Origin of the sequence: Marinobacterium rhizophilum DSM 18822 (assembly GCF_000378045.1) — a bacterium.
Lineage (GTDB): Bacteria > Pseudomonadota > Gammaproteobacteria > Pseudomonadales > Balneatricaceae > Marinobacterium_A > Marinobacterium_A rhizophilum.
Window position 1 is genome coordinate 1 of sequence record NZ_KB899089.1, and the last position, 21,920, is coordinate 21,920.

Sequence of the window (21,920 nt, forward strand, 5' to 3'; positions counted from 1 at the left end):
CCCTCGGGCTGCGGCAAATCGACCCTGCTGCGCCTGATCGCCGGACTCGAGGAAGTCACCAGCGGTCATATCTTTCTGGATGACCGTGACATCACCGACGTGGCACCGGCCAAGCGCGACCTGGCCATGGTGTTCCAGTCCTACGCCCTCTATCCGCACATGAGCGTGCGCAAGAACATGTCCTTCGCCCTCGATCTGGCCGGCATCGACAAGGCCGAAGTCCAGCGCAAGGTCGAGGACGCCGCCAAGGTACTGGAACTCGGCCCCTTGCTGGAGCGCAAGCCCAAGGCCCTGTCCGGCGGCCAGCGCCAGCGCGTGGCCATCGGCCGCGCCATCGTGCGCAACCCCAAGGTGTTCCTGTTCGACGAGCCGCTGTCCAACCTCGATGCCGCGCTGCGCGTGCTGATGCGCCTCGAACTGGCGCGGCTGCACAAGGAGCTCAACGCCACCATGATCTACGTGACCCACGATCAGGTCGAGGCCATGACCCTGGCCGACAAGGTGGTGGTGCTCAACGCCGGCCGTGTCGAACAGGTGGGCTCTCCGCTGGAGCTGTATCACCACCCGGTGAACCAGTTCGTGGCGGGCTTTATCGGTACGCCGAAAATGGCCTTCCTCAAAGGCCGCGTCAAGGATGTCGGCAACGCCGGTGTCACCGTGGCGCTGGACTGCGGCCCGGAATATCAGCTGCCCCACCAGGCCACCGGCCTCAAGGCGGGTGACGAGGTCACCTTCGGTATTCGGCCGGAAAACATCGACGTGGTCGGCAGCGATGCCAGTCCGTTCAAGGTTACGCTGGATGTCACCGAGCACCTGGGCGCCGACACCTACTGCTATATCACCCTGCGCAACGGTGAAAGCCTGACCGTACGGGCACCGGGTGACTTTGCTGGCGATTACGGTCAGGAGGCCGGACTGATTCCAGACCTGTCGCAGGCGCACCTGTTCGATGCCAACGGCAAGACCATCCCGCGTCCGCGCACGCCGGCCCAGGCTGCCTGAGACAAGCGTCACAGCAAAAGTTTTGGCGTCAGCCACCCGCTGCGCCTGGTACGCCAGGCACAGCGGCTTTTTATCGCACCCAATCCAGACTCGTTAGCCGCCGCCTGTTCTGCGCAGGTTCCTGACGATCTGGTACATCCCTGGTGATCCTTGTGAAACTTAACAATGACACGATCGCTCAGCTGGGCGAACACATAACCCACCCCACCTACCCTCGCCAGGCATTGCGCCATGGCCTCGTGCACATCGGCGTCGGGGGCTTTCACCGCGCGCATGAGGCCGTCTATACCGAGCGCCTGCTGCGCCTGACGGAAGATCCGGACTGGGGCATCTGCGGCATCGGTTTGCGCGAAAGCGACCGTGCGATGCAGACTGCACTTAGCGGGCAGGATTACCTTTACAGCCTTATGGAACTGGGACAGGCTGAACAGCCTCGCGTAGAGGTCATTGGCGCCATCTGCAACTTCCTGTTTGCACCTGACAACCCCGCCGCCGTGCTGGAAAAGCTGGCTTCGCCCGAAACGCGCATCGTCTCCCTGACCATTACAGAAGGCGGCTACCTGCTGGACGATCACAGCGGTGCGTTCAATTTTGACCACCCTGATATCGTACATGACCTGGCAAACCCGCAGTCACCGCGCAGCGTCTTCGGTTACCTCACCGCCGCTCTGGCAGCACGACGCGATCAGGGCCTGTCCGCTTTTACGCTGATGTCCTGTGACAATCTGCCCCACAACGGCAACAAGGCCCGCAGCGCCCTGCTCGCCTTTGCCAGCCAACATGATCAGTCATTGGCCGACTGGATTGCCGCCCACGCCAGCTTCCCCAACAGCATGGTCGATCGCATTACGCCCATCACCACCGCTGCACACAAACAACTGCTGCAGCAAACTGCCGCCATTGACGATGCCTGGCCGGTGGTATGCGAACCGTTCATTCAGTGGGTCATGGAAGATGATTTCTGCAACGGCCGCCCAGCCTGGGAAAAGGTCGGCGTGCAGTTCACCCGGGACGTGGCGCCCTACGAAGAGATGAAGATGCGGCTGCTGAATGCCAGCCATTCGGCCATGAGCTACCTGGGCTACCTGGCGGGCTATCGCTACAGCCACGAAGTCATGCAGGACGCGGGGTTGAACAGCTTTATCCGCCGCTTTATGGATCTTGATGTCACTCCGACCCTGAGCCCCGTCGAGGGCATTAACCTGGAGCAGTACAAGGATACCCTGATCGAGCGCTTCTCCAATCCGCGCATTGGCGACCAGCTGAGCCGCTTGTGCATGGACGGTTCCAGCAAGATTCCCAAGTTCATCCTGGCGACGCTGGAACAACGCCTCGGAGCTGGTGCCCCCATCGAGCGCTTTGGCCTGATCCTGGCGAGCTGGGCGCTCTATCTGCATCGGGCACAACAACCTGAAACCGGCTACCCGGTGGAAGATCCGTTAGCCGACCTGCTGCGGGTCGCCACCGCCCAACCCAGCGGGCTTGGCGGTCGCTTTCTGGCACTGGAGGAGATCTTCGGCCAGCAACTGCAGCATGCACCAAACCTTGCTGCCGCCGTTGATACAGCCTTGCAGCAACTGCAGGAACAGGGCGTTGCCGCAACGCTGGAGCAGATCAGCCAGGCGGCCTGAGTCCCGCCTGCAAAGACGCTCCAAGGGAGCGCACAACGCAAAAAGGCGACCCGAAGGTCGCCTTTTTCATCACCCGATGAGGGTTTAGTTCACCTTGGCATTCAGCTCGCCACGCTCGTAGCGCGTAGCCATGTCTTCCAGCGACACTGCGCGCAGCTTGCTCGCATTGCCGGCGGTGCCGAAGGCTTCGTAGCGGGCCACACAGATATCGCTCATGGCCGTCATGGTGGCCTTGAGGAATTTGCGCGGATCAAACTCGGACGGGTTCTGCGCCAGGAAGCGACGCACTGCACCGGTGGAGGCCAGACGCAGGTCGGTATCGATATTGACCTTGCGCACGCCGTACTTGATGCCTTCAACGATCTGCTCTACCGGCACACCGTAGGTTTCCGGAATCTCGCCACCGAATTCGTTGATCACCGCCAGCCATTCCTGGGGAACCGAGGACGAACCGTGCATGACCAGGTGAGTGCCCGGAATACGCTCATGGATCGCCCTGATGCGGTCAATGGCCAGGATATCCCCAGTGGGCGGGCGGCTGAACTTGTAGGCACCGTGGGAAGTCCCGCAGGCAATGGCCAGGGCGTCCACGTTGGTCTTGCTCACAAAGTCCGCGGCTTCATCCGGGTCGGTCAGCATCTGGTCATGGGTCAGGATGCCTTCGGCACCGATGCCGTCTTCTTCACCGGCCTGACCGGTTTCGAGCGAACCCAGGCAGCCGAGCTCACCTTCCACCGACACGCCGCAGGCGTGGGCCATCTCGACGGTACGACGGGTCACGTCGACGTTGTATTCGTAGCTGGTCGGCGTCTTGCCGTCTTCACCCAGGGAGCCGTCCATCATCACGGACGAAAAGCCCATGGCGATGGAACGCTGGCAGACCGCGGGAGAAGTGCCGTGATCCTGGTGCATGCACACCGGAACATGCGGAAATTCTTCGATCGCAGCCAGAATCATGTGGCGCAGGAAGTTGGAGCCGGCGTATTTGCGAGCACCGGCAGACGCCTGCACGATCACCGGAGAGTCGGTCTTGGCAGCCGCTTCCATGATGGCGCGCATCTGTTCCAGGTTGTTGACGTTAAAGGCTGGAATGCCATAGCCGAATTCGGCGGCATGGTCCAGCAGCTGACGCATGGAGATGAGAGCCATTAGGTTACCCTTCATTTCAGTTCATGGAGTTGCCGCCTCAGGCGGCAACTCGGATTCAATTCAATTCCCAGCCGCACGGATCAGTGACCGACACACCAGTGTATCGGCCCGTCCGCGGGCGCGGATAATTCAGACGCCGCTGCGCGATTCCAGCATCGCGACGGCCGGCAGTACTTTCCCTTCGACGAACTCAAGGAAAGCGCCACCACCGGTGGAGATGTAGGAGACCTGATCGGCGATACCATATTTGTCCACTGCCGCAAGGGTGTCGCCACCGCCCGCAATGGAGAAGCCCTGACTCTGGGCGATCGCCAGCGACAGGGTCTTGGTGCCTTCGCCAAACTGGTCGAACTCAAACACCCCTACCGGGCCGTTCCAGATAATGGTGCCCGCGCTTTTGAGCAATTCGGCCAGGGCCGCAGCGGACTGCGGGCCAATGTCCAGAATCATGTCATCGGCGGCAACATCATCCACCAGCTTGACGGTCGCGGTGGCAGTTTCAGCAAACTCGGTTGCCACTACGACATCCACCGGCAGCGGAATGGAGACCCGCTCCATCAGCGCCTTGGCCACCGGAATCAGGTCGTGCTCACACAGCGACTTGCCCACCGGCTTGCCAGCAGCCGCCAGGAAGGTATTGGCGATGCCACCGCCGACGATCAGCTGATCGACCTTGTCAGACAGCGAATTCAGCACTTCCAGCTTGGTGGAGACTTTGGAGCCACCGACGATCGCTGCCAGCGGACGGGCCGGGCTTTGCAGCGCCTTGCCCAGCGCTTCCAGCTCACCGGCCAACAGCGGACCGGCGCAGGCTTCTGGCGCAAAGCGGGCGACACCATGGGTCGACGCCTGGGCCCGGTGCGCGGTACCGAAGGCATCCATCACATAAACATCGCACAGCGCTGCCATCTTGCGTGACAGGGCTTCATCGTCCTTCTTTTCACCGGCATTGAAACGCACGTTTTCAAGCAGGACCAGCTCGCCTTCAGCCACCTCAAAGCCACCGTCGACCCAGTCCTTGATCAGCGGTACGCTGCGACCCAGCAGCTTGCCGACATGGGCCGCTACCGGTGCCAGCGAATACTCTTCGTTGTACTCGCCTTCGGTCGGCCGCCCCAGGTGGGACATCACCATGACCTTGGCACCGGCTTTGAGCGCAAGCTCCAGAGTCGGCAGTGCCGCTCGAATGCGCGCATCCGATGTGACCTGGCCGTCCTTGACGGGCACGTTGAGATCTTCCCTGATCAGGACGCGTTTTCCGGCCAGATCAAGATCCGTCATTTTCAGTACGCTCATTGATTGTCCTACCTATGCTTGAGTAATTAAAAAGCTGTAAATCGTATCAGGCGCTCAGTCACGGCAGTTGAGCCAGTGCCGTGCGACATCCATCATTCGGTTGGCAAAGCCCCATTCATTGTCGAACCAGCACAACATCTTCAGCAGGGTGCCGCCAACAACCCGGGTCTGGGTACCGTCAAACACGCCGGAACGCGGATCACGGTTGAAGTCCACCGACGCATGCGGCTCCTCGGTATAGCCGAGCAATCCCTGCAAAGCGCCATTGGCACCGGCACGCATCAAGGCATTAACCTCCTCGGCAGAGGTTTCGCGCCGCACGTTGATCGACAGATCCATGGCCGACACATTGATGGTCGGCACGCGCAGATGCAGACACTCAAAACGCCCGGCCAAGTGTGGCAGCAATCTGTCGATGCCGCGATCAAGCCCGGTATCGACCGGAATGATCGACTGCAGTGCACTGCGGGTCAGGCGCAGATCTGTCTGGTGATAGCTGTCGATGACCGGCTGGTCGTTCATCGCCGAGTGAATGGTGGTGGTCACGCCACTCACAATGCCAAATTCACGATCCAGCAAGTCCAGCACCGGCACCACGCAGTTGGTTGTGCAGGACGCCGCCGATACCACTGTCTGAGAGGCCTGCAGCAACTGCTGATTCAGCCCGTAAACGATGGTGGCATCCACATCCGCCGTGGCAGGCTGTGAAAACAGCAGCCTGCGCGCGCCCTTGGCCAGGTGCAGTTCGGCATTGTGCCGGTCCTTGAAGGCGCCGGAACACTCCAGCACCAGATCCACCTGCAGTTCGCGCCAGGGCAGGTTGCGCGGGTCCGGCTCATTGAGCACTCGAATCCGGTCGCCATCAATCAGCAGATTCTGACCATCATGGGACACCGGCAACGGAAAACGCCCGTGGGTGGTGTCATAGCGTGTCAGATAGCTGACCGTCTCGATATCCGACAGCTCATTCAGCGCCACCACCTCGAAGTCACGGCGAAAGCCGCACTCGTAGATGGCACGCAGTACACACTGCCCGATACGGCCATAACCGTTGATTGCAACGCGATATTTCATCGACATCCGATGCCAAAGGCAAGGCCGGCAAAAGCCGGCCCTGGAGCAGTTAAAGTATCGATTTCACGGTATCGACGACATTTTCGACGGTAAAGCCGAAGTACTTGAACAGTTCGCCAGCCGGGGCCGATTCGCCGAAGCTGCGCATGCCGACGATCGCGCCGTTAAGGCCAACATACTTGTACCAGTAGTCTGCCTGGGCCGCTTCCACCGCCACACGGGCGCTGACCTGGGCCGGCAGAACCGACTCGCGGTAGGCCGCATCCTGGGCTTCAAAGCGATCAGTGGACGGCATGGAAACGACCCGTACCTGCTTGCCTTCAGCACTCAGCACTTCAGCGGCATCCATGACCAGACCCACTTCGGACCCGGTAGCGATCAGGATAACGTCGGGCTGAGCGGCACAGTCACGCAGAATGTAGCCACCCTTGGCAACATTGGCGAGCTGCTCGGCGCTACGGGCCTGGTGCGGCAGGTTCTGACGCGAGAAAATAAGCGCGCTCGGGCCATCGGTGCGCTCCAGCGCAGACTTCCAGGCCACTGCGGATTCCACCGCATCACACGGACGCCACAGGCTCATGTTCGGTGTGTGGCGCAGGTTGGAGATCTGCTCGACCGGCTGATGCGTCGGACCATCTTCACCCAGACCGATGGAGTCGTGGGTATAGACGTGGATCGCACGCTGCTTCATCAGCGCCGCCATACGCAGGGCGTTGCGGGCATATTCCATGAACACCAGGAAGGTGGCGCCATAGGGAATGAAGCCGCCGTGCAGCGCAATGCCGTTCATGATGGCCGACATGCCAAATTCGCGCACGCCGTAGAACAGATAGTTGCCGTTGGCGTCGTTCTTGCTGACACCCTTGGCACCGGACCAGATAGTCAGGTTGGAGCCGGCCAGATCCGCCGAGCCGCCGAGCAGCTCAGGCAGCATGGGACCAAACGCATTAAGGGCATTCTGGGACGCCTTGCGCGAAGCAATGGTATCGCCCTTGTCAGCCACTTCCTGAATCCAGGCGTCGGCTTTCTCGGCAAAGTCCGCCGGCAGATCGCCGCTGATGCGACGCAGCAGCTGGTCGGCCAGTTCCGGGAACTCGGCACGGTAGGCGGCAAAACGGCTGTTCCACTCGTTTTCGGCAAGGCTGCCTGCCTCGCGGGCATCCCAGTCGTCGTAAATGTCCTGCGGTACTTCGAACGGGCCATGGGACCAGCCCAGACGTGCACGGGTCAGGGCAATCTCATCTTCGCCCAGCGGCGCACCGTGGCAGTCTTCCTTGCCTTCCTTGTTGGGGGAACCAAAACCGATGATGGTCTTGCAGCAGATCAGGGTCGGCTGTTCGGTGTTGGCCTGGGCCTGTTCGATGGCGGCACGGATCTGATCCGGGTCATGCCCATCGACACCGGCGATGACCTGCCAGCCGTAGGCTTCAAAACGCTTGGGCGTGTCGTCGGTGAACCAGCCTTCCACTTCGCCATCGATGGAGATGCCGTTGTCATCCCAGAACGCGATCAGCTTGCCAAGACCCAGGGTACCTGCCAGGGCGCAGGACTCATGGGAGATACCTTCCATCATGCAGCCATCGCCCATGAAGGCATAGGTGAAGTGATCAATGATGTCGTGGCCGTCACGGTTAAACTGCGCCGCCAGTGTTTTCTCGGCGATGGCAAAACCGACGGCGTTGGAGACGCCCTGGCCCAGCGGGCCGGTCGTGGTTTCAACGCCCGGGCAGTAGCCATACTCGGGATGGCCTGCCGTTTTGGAGTGCAGCTGACGGAAGTTTTTGATGTCCTCGATGCTGACGTCGTAACCGGTCAGGTGCAGCAGCGAGTAAACCAGCATGGAGCCATGACCGTTGGACAGTACGAAACGGTCACGATCGAACCACTGCGGGTTAGTCGGGCTATGTTTCAGAAAATCGTTCCAAAGCACTTCGGCGATATCCGCCATGCCCATGGGCGCTCCGGGGTGACCGGATTTCGCTTTCTGGACAGCGTCCATACTCAGCGCACGAATGGCGTTGGCAAGTTCTCTGCGAGAGGACATTAAAACAACTCCTGGGATTTAGACCCGAACAAGTAAGAGAGTGTGGAGGACTGAAATTTTGAAAGGCGTAATTTTCGCTTAGTTGCTCGTCAGCATCAAATGGGAATCGATCTTTTTTAGCTCTGAATGAGGTAATTTCATCTGAATCCAGGAAAATTTCATTAAAAACGCCGGCATCCGTCATGCTTTTTGCATCCATCGCCGGTAAAATGCGCGCAATTATGAAATTGCCTGGCCAGTCTGGCACGGTTTCCTGTTTGTTTTACCCCTGAAAAAGAGGATGCATAGCTGAGATGAGCGAATACGGCTTGTTCACTTCCGAATCCGTGTCTGAAGGTCATCCGGACAAGATTGCGGACCAGATTTCCGACGCAGTACTTGATTCCATCATTGCTGAAGACAAATACGCCCGCGTGGCCTGCGAGACCATGGTCAAGACCGGTGTCGCCATCGTGTCCGGCGAAATCAGCACCAGTGCCTGGATCGATCTGGAGAACCTCGTCCGTGACGTCATTTGCAAGATCGGCTACACCTCTTCCGATGTGGGCTACGACGGCGAAACCTGCGGCGTCATCAACATCATTGGCAAGCAGTCCATTGATATCGCCCAGGGCGTTGACCGCTCCCGCCCCGAAGATCAGGGCGCTGGCGACCAGGGCCTGATGTTCGGCTACGCCTCCAATGACACCGACGTACTGATGCCGGCGCCGATTACCTATGCCCACCGTCTGGTTGAACGCCAGGCCGAAGCACGCCGTTCAGGTCTGCTGCCCTGGTTGCGTCCGGATGCCAAGTCCCAGGTCACCTTCCGTTACGAAAACGGCAAGCCCTGTGGCATTGACGCGGTCGTACTGTCCACTCAGCACAACCCGGAAGTTCACCAGGAAGACCTGCGCGAAGCGGTGATGGAGCTGATCATCAAGCACGTCCTGCCGGCCGAATGGATCAGCCGCGACACCAAATTCCACATCAACCCGACCGGCAAATTCGTTATCGGCGGTCCGGTTGGCGACTGTGGCCTCACCGGTCGCAAGATCATCGTTGATACCTACGGCGGTATGGCCCGTCACGGTGGTGGCGCATTCTCCGGCAAGGACCCGTCCAAGGTCGACCGTTCCGCCGCTTACGCCGGCCGTTACGTTGCCAAGAACATCGTCGCCGCGGGCCTCGCTGATCGCTGCGAGATCCAGGTGTCCTACGCCATCGGCGTGGCCGAGCCCACTTCGGTGTCCATCAACACCTTTGGCACCGGCAAGATCTCCGATGAAAAGATCATCCAGCTGGTCGGTGCACACTTCGACCTGCGTCCGTTCGCCATTACCCGCATGCTCGACCTGCTGCACCCGATGTACCAGGCCACCGCGGCCTACGGGCACTTCGGCCGCGACCCTTACGAGATGACGGTCGGCAACGACACGTTCACCGCGTTCACGTGGGAGCGCACCGACAAGGCTGACGCACTGCGCGCCGACGCCGGTCTCTGATACGGAATCGCCGACAAGCGTCGGCACAAAAAAGGGGCTGCCATTGGCAGCCCCTTTTTTATGCATGGCGTATTTAAACTGCGGGCCCGACGGCGGTGGCGGTTATTTCGGTAACTCGCCTTCGACACCCTCAACGTAGTAGCCCATCGACAGCAGCTCCTTGTCGGACAGCACCTCGCCCTCTGCCGCCACCAGATCACCGGCCTGATTTTTCACAGGCCCTGCAAAGGGGTGTAGCGTGCCATCGACGATCTGCTGCTTGAGATCTATGACCAGGCTCTGCACATCAGCCGGGACCGCATCACTCATGGGCGCGATATCCACGTACCCCGCCGACAGACCCAGCCAGACGTCCTCCGCCTTCCAGCTGCCATCAATCACAGCCCGCGCCTTGGCCTCGTACAACGGGCCCCAGTTGAACACTGACGCACTCAGGTGCGCTTTCTTGCCGTACAGCGACATGTCGGAGTTGTGGCCAAAGGCATAGACACCCTTGGCTTCGGCCGCCTGAATCGGGCCCGCGGAATCGGTATGCTGGCTAATCACATCGGCACCCTGCAGAATCAGACTCTCGGCGGCCTCGAGCTCTTTCGCCGGGTCATACCAGGAGCTGACCCAGACCACTTTAACGGTGGCTTCGGGATTGACACTGCGCAGCCCCCGAGTGAAGGCATTGATGCCACGCACCACTTCCGGAATCGGGAAGGAACCCACGTAGCCCACCACATTGCTCTTGGTCATCTTGCCGGCTATCACCCCTGTCAGGTAGCGCGACTCATAGATGCGCCCCATGTAAGTGCCCACGTTGGCAGCGCGCTTGTAGCCGGTGGCGTGTTCGAAGGCCACTTTGGGAAACTGCTTGGCCACCTTCAGGGTCGGATTCATGTAACCGAAGGACGTTGTGAAAATCAGCTCGTGACCGCTCTTGGCCAACTGACGAATCACACGCTCGGAGTCCGCGCCCTCGGCGACGTTTTCGACGTAGGTTGATGTCACCTGGTCGCCCAGCTTTTCCTCCATGTACTTGCGGCCCTTGTCATGGGCATAGGTGTAACCCGCATCGCCGGTCGGCCCAATATAAACGAAGCCCACCTTCAGCGGCTCCTTGGCCAGTGCCGCACCGGATACCATAGCGGCCAGTACCAGCGCCGAGACCGTGCGAACCAGAGTTCCCAATTGCATTGCCATAGATCCCACTCTCCTGTCGTTATTTACCTGGCAATCAAGCAGGTGTTCCTGCCTGCTTGATTATGGCCGCTGAAAATCGGGCGTAATTTTGCGCCTCAGCTTAACTGCTCGGTACTCTCATACCGACTCGTAACAAACCCCTTCACCCCGTTACTGGGTGCGATGAAAAGGCTTACCCAAAGACATCGGCGCGTACAGCCGAACCCTGGCACTGTTGCTCGACAGCAGCACCAGCACCAGGATGGTCACCACATAGGGCAGCATGGCCAGCAGATTTGACGAAATGCTGACTCCCATGCCCTGCACAATCAGATGCAGAATACTGGCCAGGCCAAACAGGTAGGCACCGAACATCACCCTTTCTGCGCGCCAGCTGGCGAAAACCACCAGTGCCAGCGCAATCCAGCCTCGACCAGCGGTCATGCCCTCGGCCCAGAGCGGCGTATAGGCCAGCGACAGATAGCCGCCGGCCAGCCCCGCCATGGCTCCGCCAAACAGCACCGCCAGGTAGCGCACCCGCATCACCGGCAGGCCCACCGCGGTGGCCGACTCCGGCGTTTCGCCGATGGCCTTGAGTATAAGACCCGCCCGGGTGCTGCGCAGGAACCAGATCACGCCGGCAAAGAGTCCGAAGGACAGGTATACCAGCACATCATGGTTGAACAGCAAAGGCCCGAGCAGCGGTATATCGCTTAGAAAGGGAACGGGCAGCGCCTTGAAGCCCTGCAGCGTCTGACCGACAAAGCTTTCGCCGACAAAGGCACTGAGCCCCGCACCCAGAATCGTCAGGGCCAGCCCGGTCGCCACCTGGGTTGCACTCAGACCCAGCGCCACCACAGCGAACAGCAGCGACATCAGGCAACCGGCCAACATCGCGGCCAGTACCCCCAGTACCAGGCTGCCCGTGGTCAGCGCAACCATAAAGCCGCACACCGCGCCCACCAGCATCATGCCTTCCTGCCCCAAATTCAGCACACCGGAGCGCTCGCATATCAGTTCACCCAGCGCCACGATAAGCAGCGGCGTGCCGGTGCGGATCATGGCGTAGAGCACGTTAATCACAAAATCCATATCCATATCGGTCAGGCTCCCTGGGATGCAGTGGCGGCAGACTTCGTAACCGCGGCGCGGTCACCCCAGCGGACTCTATAGTGAATCAGGAAATCGCAAGCCAGCAGATAAAGTAGCAACATGCCCTGGAACAGCCCGGTCAGCGCCTGGGGAAGCCCCAGTTCGATCTGCACCATTTCTCCGCCCATGTAGACCAGCGCCATTAGCAGGCTGGCCAGCAAGATGCCCAGCGGGTGCAGACGCCCCAGAAAAGCCACGATAATCGCAGCATAGCCATAACCGGGTGATACCTGTGGCACCAGCTGACCAATGGGGCCCGTCACCTCCAGCACACCGGCAAGACCTGCCAGACCGCCGCACAGCAGCAGCACAAAAATCACCAGCCGTTTCTCGTGATAGCCCGCATAATGGGCTGCCCGCGCATCGAGACCCAGCACGCGAATCTGGAAACCGATGAAAGTGCGACTCAGCAGTACCCAGACCACCGCCACCGCCAGCAGCGCAAACAGCACACCGATATGCACCCGCGTGCCCTCCAGCAGGGTCGGCAGCAACGTCGAATCCGAAAACAGCGCCGACTCGGGAAAATTATAACCCTCCGGATCCTTCAGCGGCCCATGCACACCGTACAGCAGCACATTGAGTGCGATGTAGTTGAGCATAATGGTGGTGAGAATCTCATTGGTATTGAAATGGGTGCGCAGCAGCGCCGGTATCAGCCCCCAGAACATGCCTCCCAGCGCCCCCGCCAGCAGCACCAGTGGCAAGGCCCAGGCGCTCTCGGTGTGCAAAAACTGCAGCGCGGCCCAGCTGCCAATCAGGGCGCCAAACAGCAGCTGCCCTTCGGCGCCGATATTCCATACCTTGGCGCGATAACAGACCGCCAGCCCCATGGCGCAAAGCAGAATCGGCGCGGCCTTGACACCCAGTTCCGACAGGCCGTACAAGTCACTCACCGGCATGATAAAAAAGGCATGCAGCCCCTCAGCCGGACTCTGCCCCAGCAGCAGGAACAGCAGGGCCCCTGACACCAGTGTCAGCACGGCCGCCAGAACCGGCGAGAGGTATCCCATCAGGCGGGATTCGACCGGCCGCTTTTCAATCCTGAGCATGCGCATTCTCCCGCTCGGCGCCATCGTCAAAGTGTCCGGCCATCCACTGTCCTACCTCATCAATACTGGTATCGCGCACCGCCTTTAATGGCGACAACTCGCCATGGCAGATGGCACAAATGCGATCGGATATTTGAAAAAGTTCGTCGATATCCTCCGACACGATAAGGATCGCCGTTCCGGCATCCCGCAGCTCGATGAGCGCCTTGTGAATCGCCACGGCCGCGCCGATGTCCACGCCCCAGGTCGGATGCGCAGCCAGCAGCAAGGAGGGGTTCTGGCGGATTTCACGCCCGATAATGAACTTCTGCAGATTGCCGCCGGAAAGGCTCTGTGCAGTGGCACCTATGCCAGCACACTTGACCCTGAAGTCATCAACGATGCTGCGCGCAAAGGCCCGCGTTTTACCCCAGTTAACAAAGCCGTTTTTAACCAGCCCGGCACCAAAGGCCGTGAGCAGGCCGTTTTCCTCCAGGCTCATGTCCGGCACGGCACCGCGTCCCAGCCGTTCCTCCGGCACGAAGGCCAACCCCTGGTTGCGCCGCTGCAACGGCGGTAACAGCGCGATGCGCCCCGCGGGCATGCTAATCTGGCCGGCCTCCTCCGCCAGGCGTTCGCCGCTGAGCGCGGCCAGCAACTCATCCTGACCATTACCGGCAACACCGGCAATGCCGACAATCTCCCCCTTGCGCACCCGCAGGTTGATGTTCTTCAACCGCGTGCCAAACGGATCCGGGCTATCCAGCGACAGGTTCCTGACCACCAGAAAGTCGTCGCCCCCCTGGCGTTTTTCATAGGTGGTACTGATGGGCGTGTCTTCCCCCACCATCATGCGTGCAATGCTCTGCGCGCTTTCCTCGGCCGGTTTGCACTCGCCGGTTACCCGGCCGCCGCGCAGGATGGTGGCGTTATGGCATAAGGCCCGCACTTCATTGAGCTTGTGACTGATAAACAGAATACAGCAGCCTTCTGCCGCCAACTGCTTCAGCGTTTGAAACAGCCCCTCGACTTCCTGCGGCGTCAGTACAGAGGTGGGTTCATCCAGAATGAGCAGCTTGATGTCCTGTATAAGACAGCGCACGATCTCGACCCGCTGGCGCGCCCCGATGGACAGCGAGTGCACCAGCCGGTCAGGCTCAAGCGCCATTCCGTAGCGCTCGGACACCTCGCGAATACGCCGGCCCAGCGCTTTCAGGTCACGGGCCTCGCGGGCCGGCAGGCTGAGGGCAATGTTCTCCGTCACACTCAGGGTCTCGAACAGCGCAAAGTGCTGGAATACCATGCCAATACCCAGCGCACGGGCCTGGGCAGGCTCAGCGATATCAACCGGTAGTCCCTGCCAGAGAATCTCGCCTTCATCGGGCTTCATAACGCCATAAATCATTTTCATCAGCGTGCTTTTGCCGGCGCCATTTTCACCCAGCATGGCGTGTATCTCGCCCGGATACAGATTCAGGCAGACGCGATCATTAGCGAGCACGCCGGGAAAACGCTTGCTTATATTGCGCAGGGACAGCCTGGGCTGCGGTTGTGCTGTCGTCATAAGGTTGTTCCGTCATGGCGCTATCAGGTTGCGCGCACTGAGAATAGATCATCTCGTGCCGTCATGCCGTCTCTTGGCGCAGCAGGCTTCCCCCATGTTCAGCAACCGCCGTGCCAGTCTCGGCATAAAATCAACTGCAACACTCGACCCTGCATCAGGGTCGATGCTGGAAGCCTGCTGCTTTCTGACCCTATAGTCAACTTCAGATTAGCCACCCACCGATGGCCCCGCATTGACCGCCACGGGCGCTGCGCGACAAAAATGCACACAGACTCTGCCCGGTGCTCACAAACGGGCATGGCGTGCCAGTCAACCGCTTCGCGGTGGACGCCAGATCAAGGCAGCACAATGGCCACCTTGTGGCATAATGCCCGTTTTAAAATTCCCACGGAGCCCTGCCGGATGCGTATTCCGCGCTGCTATGAACCCCAGCCCATGAACCCCGGCGACACTGTGCAGCTGGGTGACAACAACGTGCAACACCTGGCCCGTACCCTGCGCATGCGTGCGGGCGATCAGGTCATGCTGTTTAATGGTGATGGCCGGGAATTTCTCGCCACAGTGCTTGAGGTCGACAAGCGCAGCCTGCAGGTGCGCATCGACAGCAGCGAAACACCCGGCCGGGACAGCCCACTGCAGATTCATGTGGGACAGACCCTGTCGCGGGGTGAACGCATGGACTATGCGGTGCAAAAAGCCACCGAGCTGGGCATGGCACGCATGACACCACTGTTTTCAGAACGCTGCGAGGTCAAACTCAACAGCGAACGCCAGGACAAGCGCCTGCGGCACTGGCAGCAGGTGGCCATCAGCGCCTGCGAGCAAAGCCTGCGCTGTACCATTCCGCAGCTGGATGCGCCAGAAGCGCTGGCGCACTGGGTTGGCAGCGTCGAAGCGGACCTTAAGCTGGTCCTGCATCATCACAGCGCCCGGCCCCTGGGCGACCTGCCCAGGCCCGCCTCCATCGCCCTGCTGATCGGCCCGGAGGGCGGCCTGACCGAAGCCGAAGTAGAGCTCGCCATTGCCTCCGGTTTTCAGCCCGTTGCACTGGGGCCAAGGGTACTGCGCACGGAAACCGCACCGGTGGTCGCCCAGGCCATTCTGCAAAGTCACTGGGGGGATTTGAGCGCCAGCTGAATCCGTCGCAAGGCTGGCTGCCACCGTCATCCATCGGTACACTTGCCCTATCAATCGGTTTACACAGGATGCACCACCGCATGTCCATCAAGGTTGGCATCGTCATGGACCCCATCGAGTCCATCAATTTCAAGAAAGACAGTTCCCTGGCCATGCTCTGGGCCGCCCAGCAAAAAGGCTGGGAGCTGTACTACATGGAACAGCAGCACCTGTACTCCCGCGACGGCCAGGTGCTGGCCGCCATGGCACCGCTGAGTGTCGCCATGGATCCGGACAACTGGTTTACCCGGGGCGAATACAGCAACACGCCACTGGCGGAGCTGGACGTTATCCTGATGCGCAAGGACCCACCGTTCAACAACGAGTACGTCTACAGCAGCCATCTGCTGGAGCAGGCCGAAAAGCTGGGTGTTCTGGTGGTCAACCCGCCACAGCAGCTCCGCGACTTCAACGAGAAGCTGTTTGCCACCCATTTCCCCCAGTGCTGCCCGCCGGTACTGGTGACACGCCGCGACGACCTGCTGCGCCAGTTCCACGCCGAACACCGGGACGTGATCTTCAAGCCGCTCGACGGCATGGGTGGCAGCCAGATATTCCGCATCCAGGACGACGGCGTGAACCTCGGCGTCATCATCGAAACCCTGACCAAGGATGGCCGTGAGACCATCATGGCGCAGAAATACATTCCCGAGATCGTCAACGGCGACAAGCGCATCCTGATGGTCGACGGCGAGCCGGTACCCTATGCCCTGGCGCGCATTCCCATGGCGGGCGAAACCCGCGGCAACCTGGCCGCTGGCGGTTCCGGAGAGGGTCGCGAGCTGACCGCCCGCGATCGCTGGATCTGTGAACAGGTCGGTCCGACACTGCGTGCCCAGGGCTTGCTGTTTGTCGGCCTGGATGTCATCGGTGACTACCTCACCGAGATAAATGTCACCAGCCCAACCTGCATTCGCGAGCTCGATAACCAGTTCGGGCTCGACATCGGCATGCAACTGATGGATGCCATTGAGCGCAAGCTCAAGGCCTGAGTCGCACCTTGAACAGACTCACCACCCCGATCCCAACCGCCACCGGCCCTGCGCCGGCGGTGGGCATTATGGATCGGTTTGGCTTTACCCTGTTCATGGCCATCGCCGTCCACGCCATTTTGTTACTGGGCATCAGTTTCTCAACCGCGGAGTACAAGCCGCCCCGCAAGACGCTGGATATCACCCTGGCGCGCTTCGAATCGGCGCAAGCCCCCAAGGAGGCCGACTTCATCGCCCAGGCCAACCAGCTGGGCAGCGGCACGGCCGAGACAAAGCGCGCGCCGTCGACACTCGAAGATGCCCCTTTCCACAGCAACGAGCAGCAACAGCAGGCCAGACAGCAAAGTCTGCCGCTGCCAACCGTCCAGGATGTTGCACCCGAGCCTGTACCAACGCCCGCGCCGGTAACGGAAATAGCCCAACCCCAGCCCGTTAAGGCCACACCCAAACCACAGCAAGTCGTTACCACCCAGGCGCCAGCCAAACAGAAGCAGAGCAGTCAGCCCGCCGCGGCCAAAGCCGCATCGCCGCCCCCAACCCCCGGCGTGTCGACGTCCCTGCTGGCTCGCAGCCTTGAAATAGCGAGCCTGCAGGCACGACTAGACCTGCAGCAGGAACAGTTTGCCAAAAAGCCCAGAATACGGCGCCTTACCTCCGCCGCCACACTCAAGGGGAGCGATGCGGCCTATCTGGATAACTGGCGCCGCGAAATCGAACGCTACGGCAATGACCACTATCCCACCGAAGCCCGCAGACAGGGTATCTATGGCAGCCTTCGCCTGCTGGTCGCCATCCGGCCAGATGGCAGTGTCAAAAAAATAGAAGTACTGCAGTCTTCTGGCTACAAGGTGCTTGATGATGCCGCTGTGCACATCGTAGAGCTGGCCGCACCTTTTCAGGCTTTCCCGGTGGAAATGCGCAAAACCACCGACGAACTTGAAATAATTCGAACCTGGAAGTTTGAGAATCAGACCCGGCTGTACTAAGCCTTAGGTGAACCTCCTAGCGATGCACGCCGATGTCTATTAAGCCCAGCAGTCTGCGCGACCATTTTCTGATCTCGATGCCGCACATGCACGATGCCCATTTCGAGCATACCGTGACGTACATCTGTGACCACAGCGAATATGGCGCCATGGGCATCGTCATTAACCGCCCGCTCGATCTGCGCCTGGATGCTCTGCTCAATCATCTGGAGACCGACGACGACCTGCAGGTTGTGGATAATCGCCAGGTGTACGCCGGCGGCCCGGTCCAGGGCGAGCGCGGTTTCGTGCTGCACCGCGCCCAGGACAGCCCCTGGCTGGCCACCTACCAGGTAACCGATAACGTCTGCCTCACGACCTCCATTGATATTCTCGAAGACATTGCCAGCGGCAAGGGTACACCGGATGCACTGATCGCACTGGGCTATGCCGGCTGGGGCGCCGGGCAGCTGGAACGCGAAATCAGTGAAAATGCCTGGCTTAGCTGCCCGGCCAGCCTGGATATTCTGTTCAAACTTCCCGCCGAGCAGCGCCTGCATGCCGCGGCATCCACGCTGGGTATCAACCTCGATCTGCTCACCGCCCAAGCCGGCCACGCCTGAGCGGCTCAGTCGAATCAACGCGCCACGCAGCCAACGTTCCAATCCGATCCCGGCGACTCTCCCAACGGGCTGTTAAGTTGTTGCGTCAACTTGGCTATAATGGGGCGCGATTCCGGCCCCGCATGCAGCGTATCCGCCGGACCTTCTCACCGCCCCTGCGGGCCAGCACAGACTGCGAATTGAATGAGCCCAGACTGCCTTCAGGCACTAGCCTTTGACTTCGGAACCACCCGTATAGGGGTCGCCGTGGGTCAGACTCTAACCGGTACCGCCACTGCCATCGCACCGGTCAGCGCACGTGACGGCATTCCCGACTGGAGCCAGATAGACCGGGTCGTACAGGAGTGGTCCCCGGACGCCCTGGTGGTCGGCATTCCGTTGAACATGGATGGCTCGATCAGCGATATGGCACGCCGGGCCCGCAAGTTCGCCAACCGGCTGCATGAGCGCTACCGGCTGCCCAGCTATTTGATGGATGAACGCCTGAGTACGCGCGAAGCCAAGGCCATTCATCACGCTGCCGGCGGCGGTAACAACTACAAAAAGGAATCGGTGGACGGTATAGCCGCACAACTGATTCTCGAAAGCTGGTTTGCCAGCGAGCAACGTATTCCCAGCCAGTCACGACTGGAGGACCTCTATGACATCGGACAACCTTAGTGTCGACGCCCTGCTCGACAACATGGGCAAGCAACTAAAATCCATGCTGGAACAGCGCCAGATCAACAACCCGCTTATCGTGGGTATTCGTACCGGCGGAGTGTGGCTGGCCGAGCGCCTGCAGCAGCAGCTGGCCCTGGAGGAACCGATCGGCATCCTGGATATTTCGTTCTACCGTGACGATTTCACCAAGAAGGGCCTCAACCCCAGCGTGCAGCCTTCCCAGCTACAGGGCGATACCGAAGGCCGCCACATTGTCCTGGTGGATGACGTGATTATGTCTGGGCGCACCGTGCGTGCCGCCCTCAACGAGCTGTTCGACTACGGCCGGCCGGCCTCGGTCATCCTGGTGACCCTGCTGGACCTGCAGCGCCGTGAACTGCCGGTGCAGGCTGACGTCGTGGGCGGCACCCTTGTACTGGGCCCCAACCAGGTCGTCAAGCTCAGTGGCCCGCAGCCACTGGAACTCACCATTCGTCAACGTACCTGATTCGGGCCGACATCATGTTTGAACAAATCGATCCCAACCGGATTCAGCTCAACAGCAGCGGTCAGTTGCGGCATTTTCTCACGACCGAGGGCCTGTCCCGTGAACTGCTGACCGAAATTCTCGACACCGCAGATTCCTTCGTCGACATGGGCGCCAAGCAGATCAAAAAAATGCCCCTGCTGCGCGGTCGCACCGTGGTCAACCTGTTCTTCGAAGCCAGCACCCGCACGCTGAGCACCTTTGAACTGGCTGCCAAGCGCCTGTCTGCCGATGTACTCAACCTCAATATCAGCACGTCTTCCACATCCAAGGGCGAAACCCTTAAAGATACCCTGATGACACTGGAAGCCATGCATTCCGACATGTTTGTGGTACGCCATGCTGACAGCGGCGCCGCCCACTTTATCGCCAGCCAGGTGACGCCCCATGTGGCCGTTATCAACGCCGGTGACGGGCGCCATGCACATCCGACCCAGGCCATGCTCGACATGCTGACCATCCGCCGCCACAAGGGCAACTTCGAGCCGCTGACATTTGCCATTGTCGGAGACATTCTTCATTCTCGCGTGGCCCGCTCGCAGATCCATGCACTGCGCACCCTGGGCGCCAGCGAAATCCGCGTAATTGCGCCCAAGACCTTGTTGCCACGCCATATCGAGGCCATGGGCGTCAAGGTGTTCACCGATATGCGCCAGGGGCTGAAGGATGTTGATGTCATCATGATGCTGCGCCTGCAGAAGGAGCGAATGAACAGCGCCCTGCTGCCCAGCGAGTCCGAATTCTACAAACTGTATGGCATGACCACCGAGAAGCTGGCCTACGCCCATCCCGATGCCGTTGTCATGCATCCAGGCCCGATCAACCGCGGTGTCGAAATAGAATCCGCCATTGCCGACGGCCCGCGCTCCCTGATACTCGACCAGGTGACCAATGGCATCGCCGTGCGCATGGCGGTAATGTCCATGGCCATGAGCGGCCAGGTGGTCGAGAAACAGACCCAGCAACCGGCCTAGCCCGCCCACTGACCGCAACAGGAACACACTCGATGAACATCAAGATAGCCGGTGGCCGTGTGATCGACCCGAGCCAGTCACTGGACAAGGTCTGCGACCTGTATATCAGTAATGGCACTATTGCTGCCCTTGGCGAGGCACCCGCAGGTTTTGCGCCGGACAGCACGCTGGATGCAACCGGACAGGTCGTGTGCGCCGGGCTGATCGACCTCTGTGCCCACGTACGCGAACCCGGAGCGACCCATAAGGGAAGCATCGCCCAGGAAAGCAGCGCTGCGGCCGCAGGCGGCATCACCACCCTCGTGGCGATGCCGACCACCAGCCCCATTGTCGACACGCCCGCCGTGGCACAGCTGATTCAGGACAAGGCCCGCGCGACCGGCAAGACACGCATACTGCCCATGGGCGCCCTGACCCAGAGCCTCGCCGGCGAGCAGCTCTCACCGATGCACGCCCTGGCAAGCTCCGGCTGCATCGCCTTCACCAACAGCCGCCGTCCCATTCGCAGCAGCCTGGTGCTGATGCGCTGCCTTGAATATGCAGCTACCCACGACCTGCTGGTCCTGTTCCAGGCCCAGGATGCGGAACTGGCCACTGGCTGCATGCACGACGACACGACCAGCACCCGGCTCGGCCTCGCAGGCATACCGGAAGCCGCCGAAACCGTGGAAGTTGCGCGTTGCCTCATGCTGGTTGAGCAAACCGGTGCCCGGGCGCATTTCGGCCAGATATCGTGCGAGCGTTCAGCGCGCATGATCATGGAGGCGCGCGAACGGGGTCTCAACGTGAGCGCCGATATCGCCATTCACCACCTGCTGCTCAGTGACAGCAATGTGAACGGATTTGACAGCAACTTCCATGTCATCCCGCCACTGCGCAGCCAGCTAGACCGCGCCGGACTGCGCCAGGCGCTGCTCGCCGATGGTATTCAGGCAATCTGTTCCGACCATCAGCCCCATGACCCTATCGCCAAACAGGCCCCCTTTGCCGCCACGGAGCCGGGGATGGCCGGATTGGAGACACTGCTGTCATTGAGCCTGATGCTGGTTGAGCAGGGCCTGCTGGAGCTACCACAACTCATATCCAAACTGACCTGCGAGCCGGCCCGGATTCTCGGCATTCAGGCCGGCACACTCGAACCGGGTGTCGCAGCGGACATCTGCGTATTCGACCCGGCAGCGCGCTGGACGCCATCGGCAACAACAACCCGCTCCGGCGGTACCAACACTCCCTTCAACGGGATCGAACTCCATGGCCAGGTAACCCATACGCTACTGGGCGGCAACACCGTGTTTCAACGCTAGCCCCAGGCGCCGCCGCGACTCGCAGTACCGCCCCTGACACAGGGTCAAAAGGGGGGCCTGTACCGCGACAGCGGCGAATTGATTTTTCCCTTTAATGCTCTAG

Annotated in this window: 19 protein-coding genes; 11 read left to right on the plus strand and 8 right to left on the minus strand. The window is 60.5% G+C overall.

Annotated features, from left to right (window positions below; all coding sequences use genetic code 11):
• Both F451_RS0100005 and F451_RS0100010 read left to right on the plus strand, forming a co-directional pair.
• On the plus strand, positions 1 to 1,002 hold a 1,002-nt coding region (locus F451_RS0100005; protein ID WP_020679283.1), incomplete at its 5' end, for an ABC transporter ATP-binding protein.
• 152 nt (positions 1,003 to 1,154) lie between these two features.
• Positions 1,155 to 2,633: a mannitol dehydrogenase family protein gene (locus F451_RS0100010; protein WP_020679284.1), complete on the plus strand. Its 1,479-nt coding sequence runs from the start codon at positions 1,155 to 1,157 to the stop codon at positions 2,631 to 2,633.
• Positions 2,634 to 2,717: 84 nt separating this feature from the next.
• Here F451_RS0100010 and fba read toward each other — a convergent pair whose 3' ends face one another.
• The 4 genes from fba to tkt all read right to left on the minus strand — a co-directional run bounded on the left by fba (position 2,718) and on the right by tkt (position 8,196).
• Positions 2,718 to 3,782 (minus strand): class II fructose-bisphosphate aldolase, encoded by a 1,065-nt coding sequence (gene fba, locus F451_RS0100015; protein ID WP_020679285.1) that lies wholly within the window; start codon positions 3,780 to 3,782, stop codon positions 2,718 to 2,720.
• A 129-nt stretch (positions 3,783 to 3,911) separates the two neighbouring features.
• Complete coding sequence (locus tag F451_RS0100020) at positions 3,912 to 5,078, minus strand: phosphoglycerate kinase (RefSeq protein WP_026291379.1); 1,167 nt, start codon at positions 5,076 to 5,078, stop codon at positions 3,912 to 3,914.
• A 54-nt stretch (positions 5,079 to 5,132) separates the two neighbouring features.
• Entirely contained in the window at positions 5,133 to 6,152 is a 1,020-nt protein-coding gene (locus tag F451_RS0100025; protein ID WP_020679287.1) for a type I glyceraldehyde-3-phosphate dehydrogenase, read from the minus strand.
• A gap of 49 nt (positions 6,153 to 6,201) precedes the next feature.
• Entirely contained in the window at positions 6,202 to 8,196 is a 1,995-nt protein-coding gene (gene tkt, locus F451_RS0100030; protein ID WP_026291380.1) for a transketolase, read from the minus strand.
• 293 nt (positions 8,197 to 8,489) lie between these two features.
• Here tkt and metK point away from each other — a divergent pair, with 293 nt between their 5' ends.
• Positions 8,490 to 9,680: a methionine adenosyltransferase gene (metK, locus tag F451_RS0100035; protein ID WP_020679289.1), complete on the plus strand. Its 1,191-nt coding sequence runs from the start codon at positions 8,490 to 8,492 to the stop codon at positions 9,678 to 9,680.
• A gap of 102 nt (positions 9,681 to 9,782) precedes the next feature.
• Here the strand turns inward: metK and F451_RS0100040 are convergent, their stop codons facing one another.
• The 4 genes from F451_RS0100040 to F451_RS0100055 all read right to left on the minus strand — a co-directional run bounded on the left by F451_RS0100040 (position 9,783) and on the right by F451_RS0100055 (position 14,594).
• Complete coding sequence (locus tag F451_RS0100040; RefSeq protein ID WP_020679290.1) at positions 9,783 to 10,868, minus strand: BMP family ABC transporter substrate-binding protein; 1,086 nt, start codon at positions 10,866 to 10,868, stop codon at positions 9,783 to 9,785.
• Between the two features lie 150 nt (positions 10,869 to 11,018).
• Positions 11,019 to 11,945 carry an ABC transporter permease gene (locus F451_RS0100045; protein WP_020679291.1) on the minus strand — a complete coding sequence of 309 codons (927 nt, stop codon included), beginning with the start codon at positions 11,943 to 11,945 and terminating at the stop codon, positions 11,019 to 11,021.
• A 5-nt stretch (positions 11,946 to 11,950) separates the two neighbouring features.
• Complete coding sequence (locus F451_RS0100050; protein ID WP_026291381.1) at positions 11,951 to 13,051, minus strand: ABC transporter permease; 1,101 nt, start codon at positions 13,049 to 13,051, stop codon at positions 11,951 to 11,953.
• The gene (locus F451_RS0100055) at positions 13,038 to 14,594 is read right to left on the minus strand and encodes an ABC transporter ATP-binding protein (RefSeq protein ID WP_020679293.1); all 1,557 of its coding nucleotides are present in this window, start codon (positions 14,592 to 14,594) and stop codon (positions 13,038 to 13,040) included. The genes F451_RS0100050 and F451_RS0100055 overlap by 14 nt, the downstream gene beginning before the upstream one ends.
• Before the next feature lie 402 nt (positions 14,595 to 14,996).
• Here F451_RS0100055 and F451_RS0100060 point away from each other — a divergent pair, with 402 nt between their 5' ends.
• The 8 genes from F451_RS0100060 to F451_RS0100095 all read left to right on the plus strand — a co-directional run bounded on the left by F451_RS0100060 (position 14,997) and on the right by F451_RS0100095 (position 21,817).
• Positions 14,997 to 15,731, plus strand: coding sequence for a 16S rRNA (uracil(1498)-N(3))-methyltransferase (locus tag F451_RS0100060; RefSeq protein ID WP_020679294.1), 735 nt, complete (start codon positions 14,997 to 14,999; stop codon positions 15,729 to 15,731).
• An 80-nt stretch (positions 15,732 to 15,811) separates the two neighbouring features.
• The gene (gshB, locus tag F451_RS0100065) at positions 15,812 to 16,762 is read left to right on the plus strand and encodes a glutathione synthase (protein ID WP_020679295.1); all 951 of its coding nucleotides are present in this window, start codon (positions 15,812 to 15,814) and stop codon (positions 16,760 to 16,762) included.
• 8 nt (positions 16,763 to 16,770) lie between these two features.
• Positions 16,771 to 17,748 carry an energy transducer TonB gene (locus F451_RS0100070; protein WP_026291382.1) on the plus strand — a complete coding sequence of 326 codons (978 nt, stop codon included), beginning with the start codon at positions 16,771 to 16,773 and terminating at the stop codon, positions 17,746 to 17,748.
• 32 nt (positions 17,749 to 17,780) lie between these two features.
• On the plus strand, positions 17,781 to 18,350 hold the full coding sequence (locus F451_RS0100075; RefSeq protein WP_020679297.1) for a YqgE/AlgH family protein: 570 nt from the start codon (positions 17,781 to 17,783) through the stop codon (positions 18,348 to 18,350).
• Positions 18,351 to 18,533: 183 nt separating this feature from the next.
• On the plus strand, positions 18,534 to 19,010 hold the full coding sequence (ruvX, locus tag F451_RS0100080) for a Holliday junction resolvase RuvX (protein WP_020679298.1): 477 nt from the start codon (positions 18,534 to 18,536) through the stop codon (positions 19,008 to 19,010).
• Positions 18,991 to 19,500: a bifunctional pyr operon transcriptional regulator/uracil phosphoribosyltransferase PyrR gene (pyrR, locus tag F451_RS0100085; protein ID WP_020679299.1), complete on the plus strand. Its 510-nt coding sequence runs from the start codon at positions 18,991 to 18,993 to the stop codon at positions 19,498 to 19,500. The genes ruvX and pyrR overlap by 20 nt, the downstream gene beginning before the upstream one ends.
• A gap of 14 nt (positions 19,501 to 19,514) precedes the next feature.
• Positions 19,515 to 20,513, plus strand: coding sequence for an aspartate carbamoyltransferase catalytic subunit (locus tag F451_RS0100090; protein WP_020679300.1), 999 nt, complete (start codon positions 19,515 to 19,517; stop codon positions 20,511 to 20,513).
• 32 nt (positions 20,514 to 20,545) lie between these two features.
• A complete protein-coding gene (locus F451_RS0100095; RefSeq protein WP_020679301.1) occupies positions 20,546 to 21,817 on the plus strand; it encodes a dihydroorotase in 1,272 nt (423 codons plus the stop codon).
• Positions 21,818 to 21,920 lie beyond the last annotated feature (103 nt).

Bases quoted from the DNA above. Each gene is read 5' to 3' on its own strand.
- fba (WP_020679285.1), bottom strand. From the start codon at position 3,782: ATGGCTCTCATCTCCATGCGTCAGCTGCTGGACCATGCCGCCGAATTC.
- F451_RS0100020 (WP_026291379.1), bottom strand. From the start codon at position 5,078: ATGAGCGTACTGAAAATGACGGATCTTGATCTGGCCGGAAAACGCGTC.
- F451_RS0100025 (WP_020679287.1), bottom strand. From the start codon at position 6,152: ATGAAATATCGCGTTGCAATCAACGGTTATGGCCGTATCGGGCAGTGT.
- tkt (WP_026291380.1), bottom strand. From the start codon at position 8,196: ATGTCCTCTCGCAGAGAACTTGCCAACGCCATTCGTGCGCTGAGTATG.
- metK (WP_020679289.1), top strand. From the start codon at position 8,490: ATGAGCGAATACGGCTTGTTCACTTCCGAATCCGTGTCTGAAGGTCAT.
- F451_RS0100040 (WP_020679290.1), bottom strand. From the start codon at position 10,868: ATGGCAATGCAATTGGGAACTCTGGTTCGCACGGTCTCGGCGCTGGTA.
- F451_RS0100045 (WP_020679291.1), bottom strand. From the start codon at position 11,945: ATGGATATGGATTTTGTGATTAACGTGCTCTACGCCATGATCCGCACC.
- F451_RS0100050 (WP_026291381.1), bottom strand. From the start codon at position 13,051: ATGCTCAGGATTGAAAAGCGGCCGGTCGAATCCCGCCTGATGGGATAC.
- F451_RS0100055 (WP_020679293.1), bottom strand. From the start codon at position 14,594: ATGACGACAGCACAACCGCAGCCCAGGCTGTCCCTGCGCAATATAAGC.
- F451_RS0100060 (WP_020679294.1), top strand. From the start codon at position 14,997: ATGCGTATTCCGCGCTGCTATGAACCCCAGCCCATGAACCCCGGCGAC.
- gshB (WP_020679295.1), top strand. From the start codon at position 15,812: ATGTCCATCAAGGTTGGCATCGTCATGGACCCCATCGAGTCCATCAAT.
- F451_RS0100075 (WP_020679297.1), top strand. From the start codon at position 17,781: ATGTCTATTAAGCCCAGCAGTCTGCGCGACCATTTTCTGATCTCGATG.
- ruvX (WP_020679298.1), top strand. From the start codon at position 18,534: ATGAGCCCAGACTGCCTTCAGGCACTAGCCTTTGACTTCGGAACCACC.
- pyrR (WP_020679299.1), top strand. From the start codon at position 18,991: ATGACATCGGACAACCTTAGTGTCGACGCCCTGCTCGACAACATGGGC.
- F451_RS0100090 (WP_020679300.1), top strand. From the start codon at position 19,515: ATGTTTGAACAAATCGATCCCAACCGGATTCAGCTCAACAGCAGCGGT.
- F451_RS0100095 (WP_020679301.1), top strand. From the start codon at position 20,546: ATGAACATCAAGATAGCCGGTGGCCGTGTGATCGACCCGAGCCAGTCA.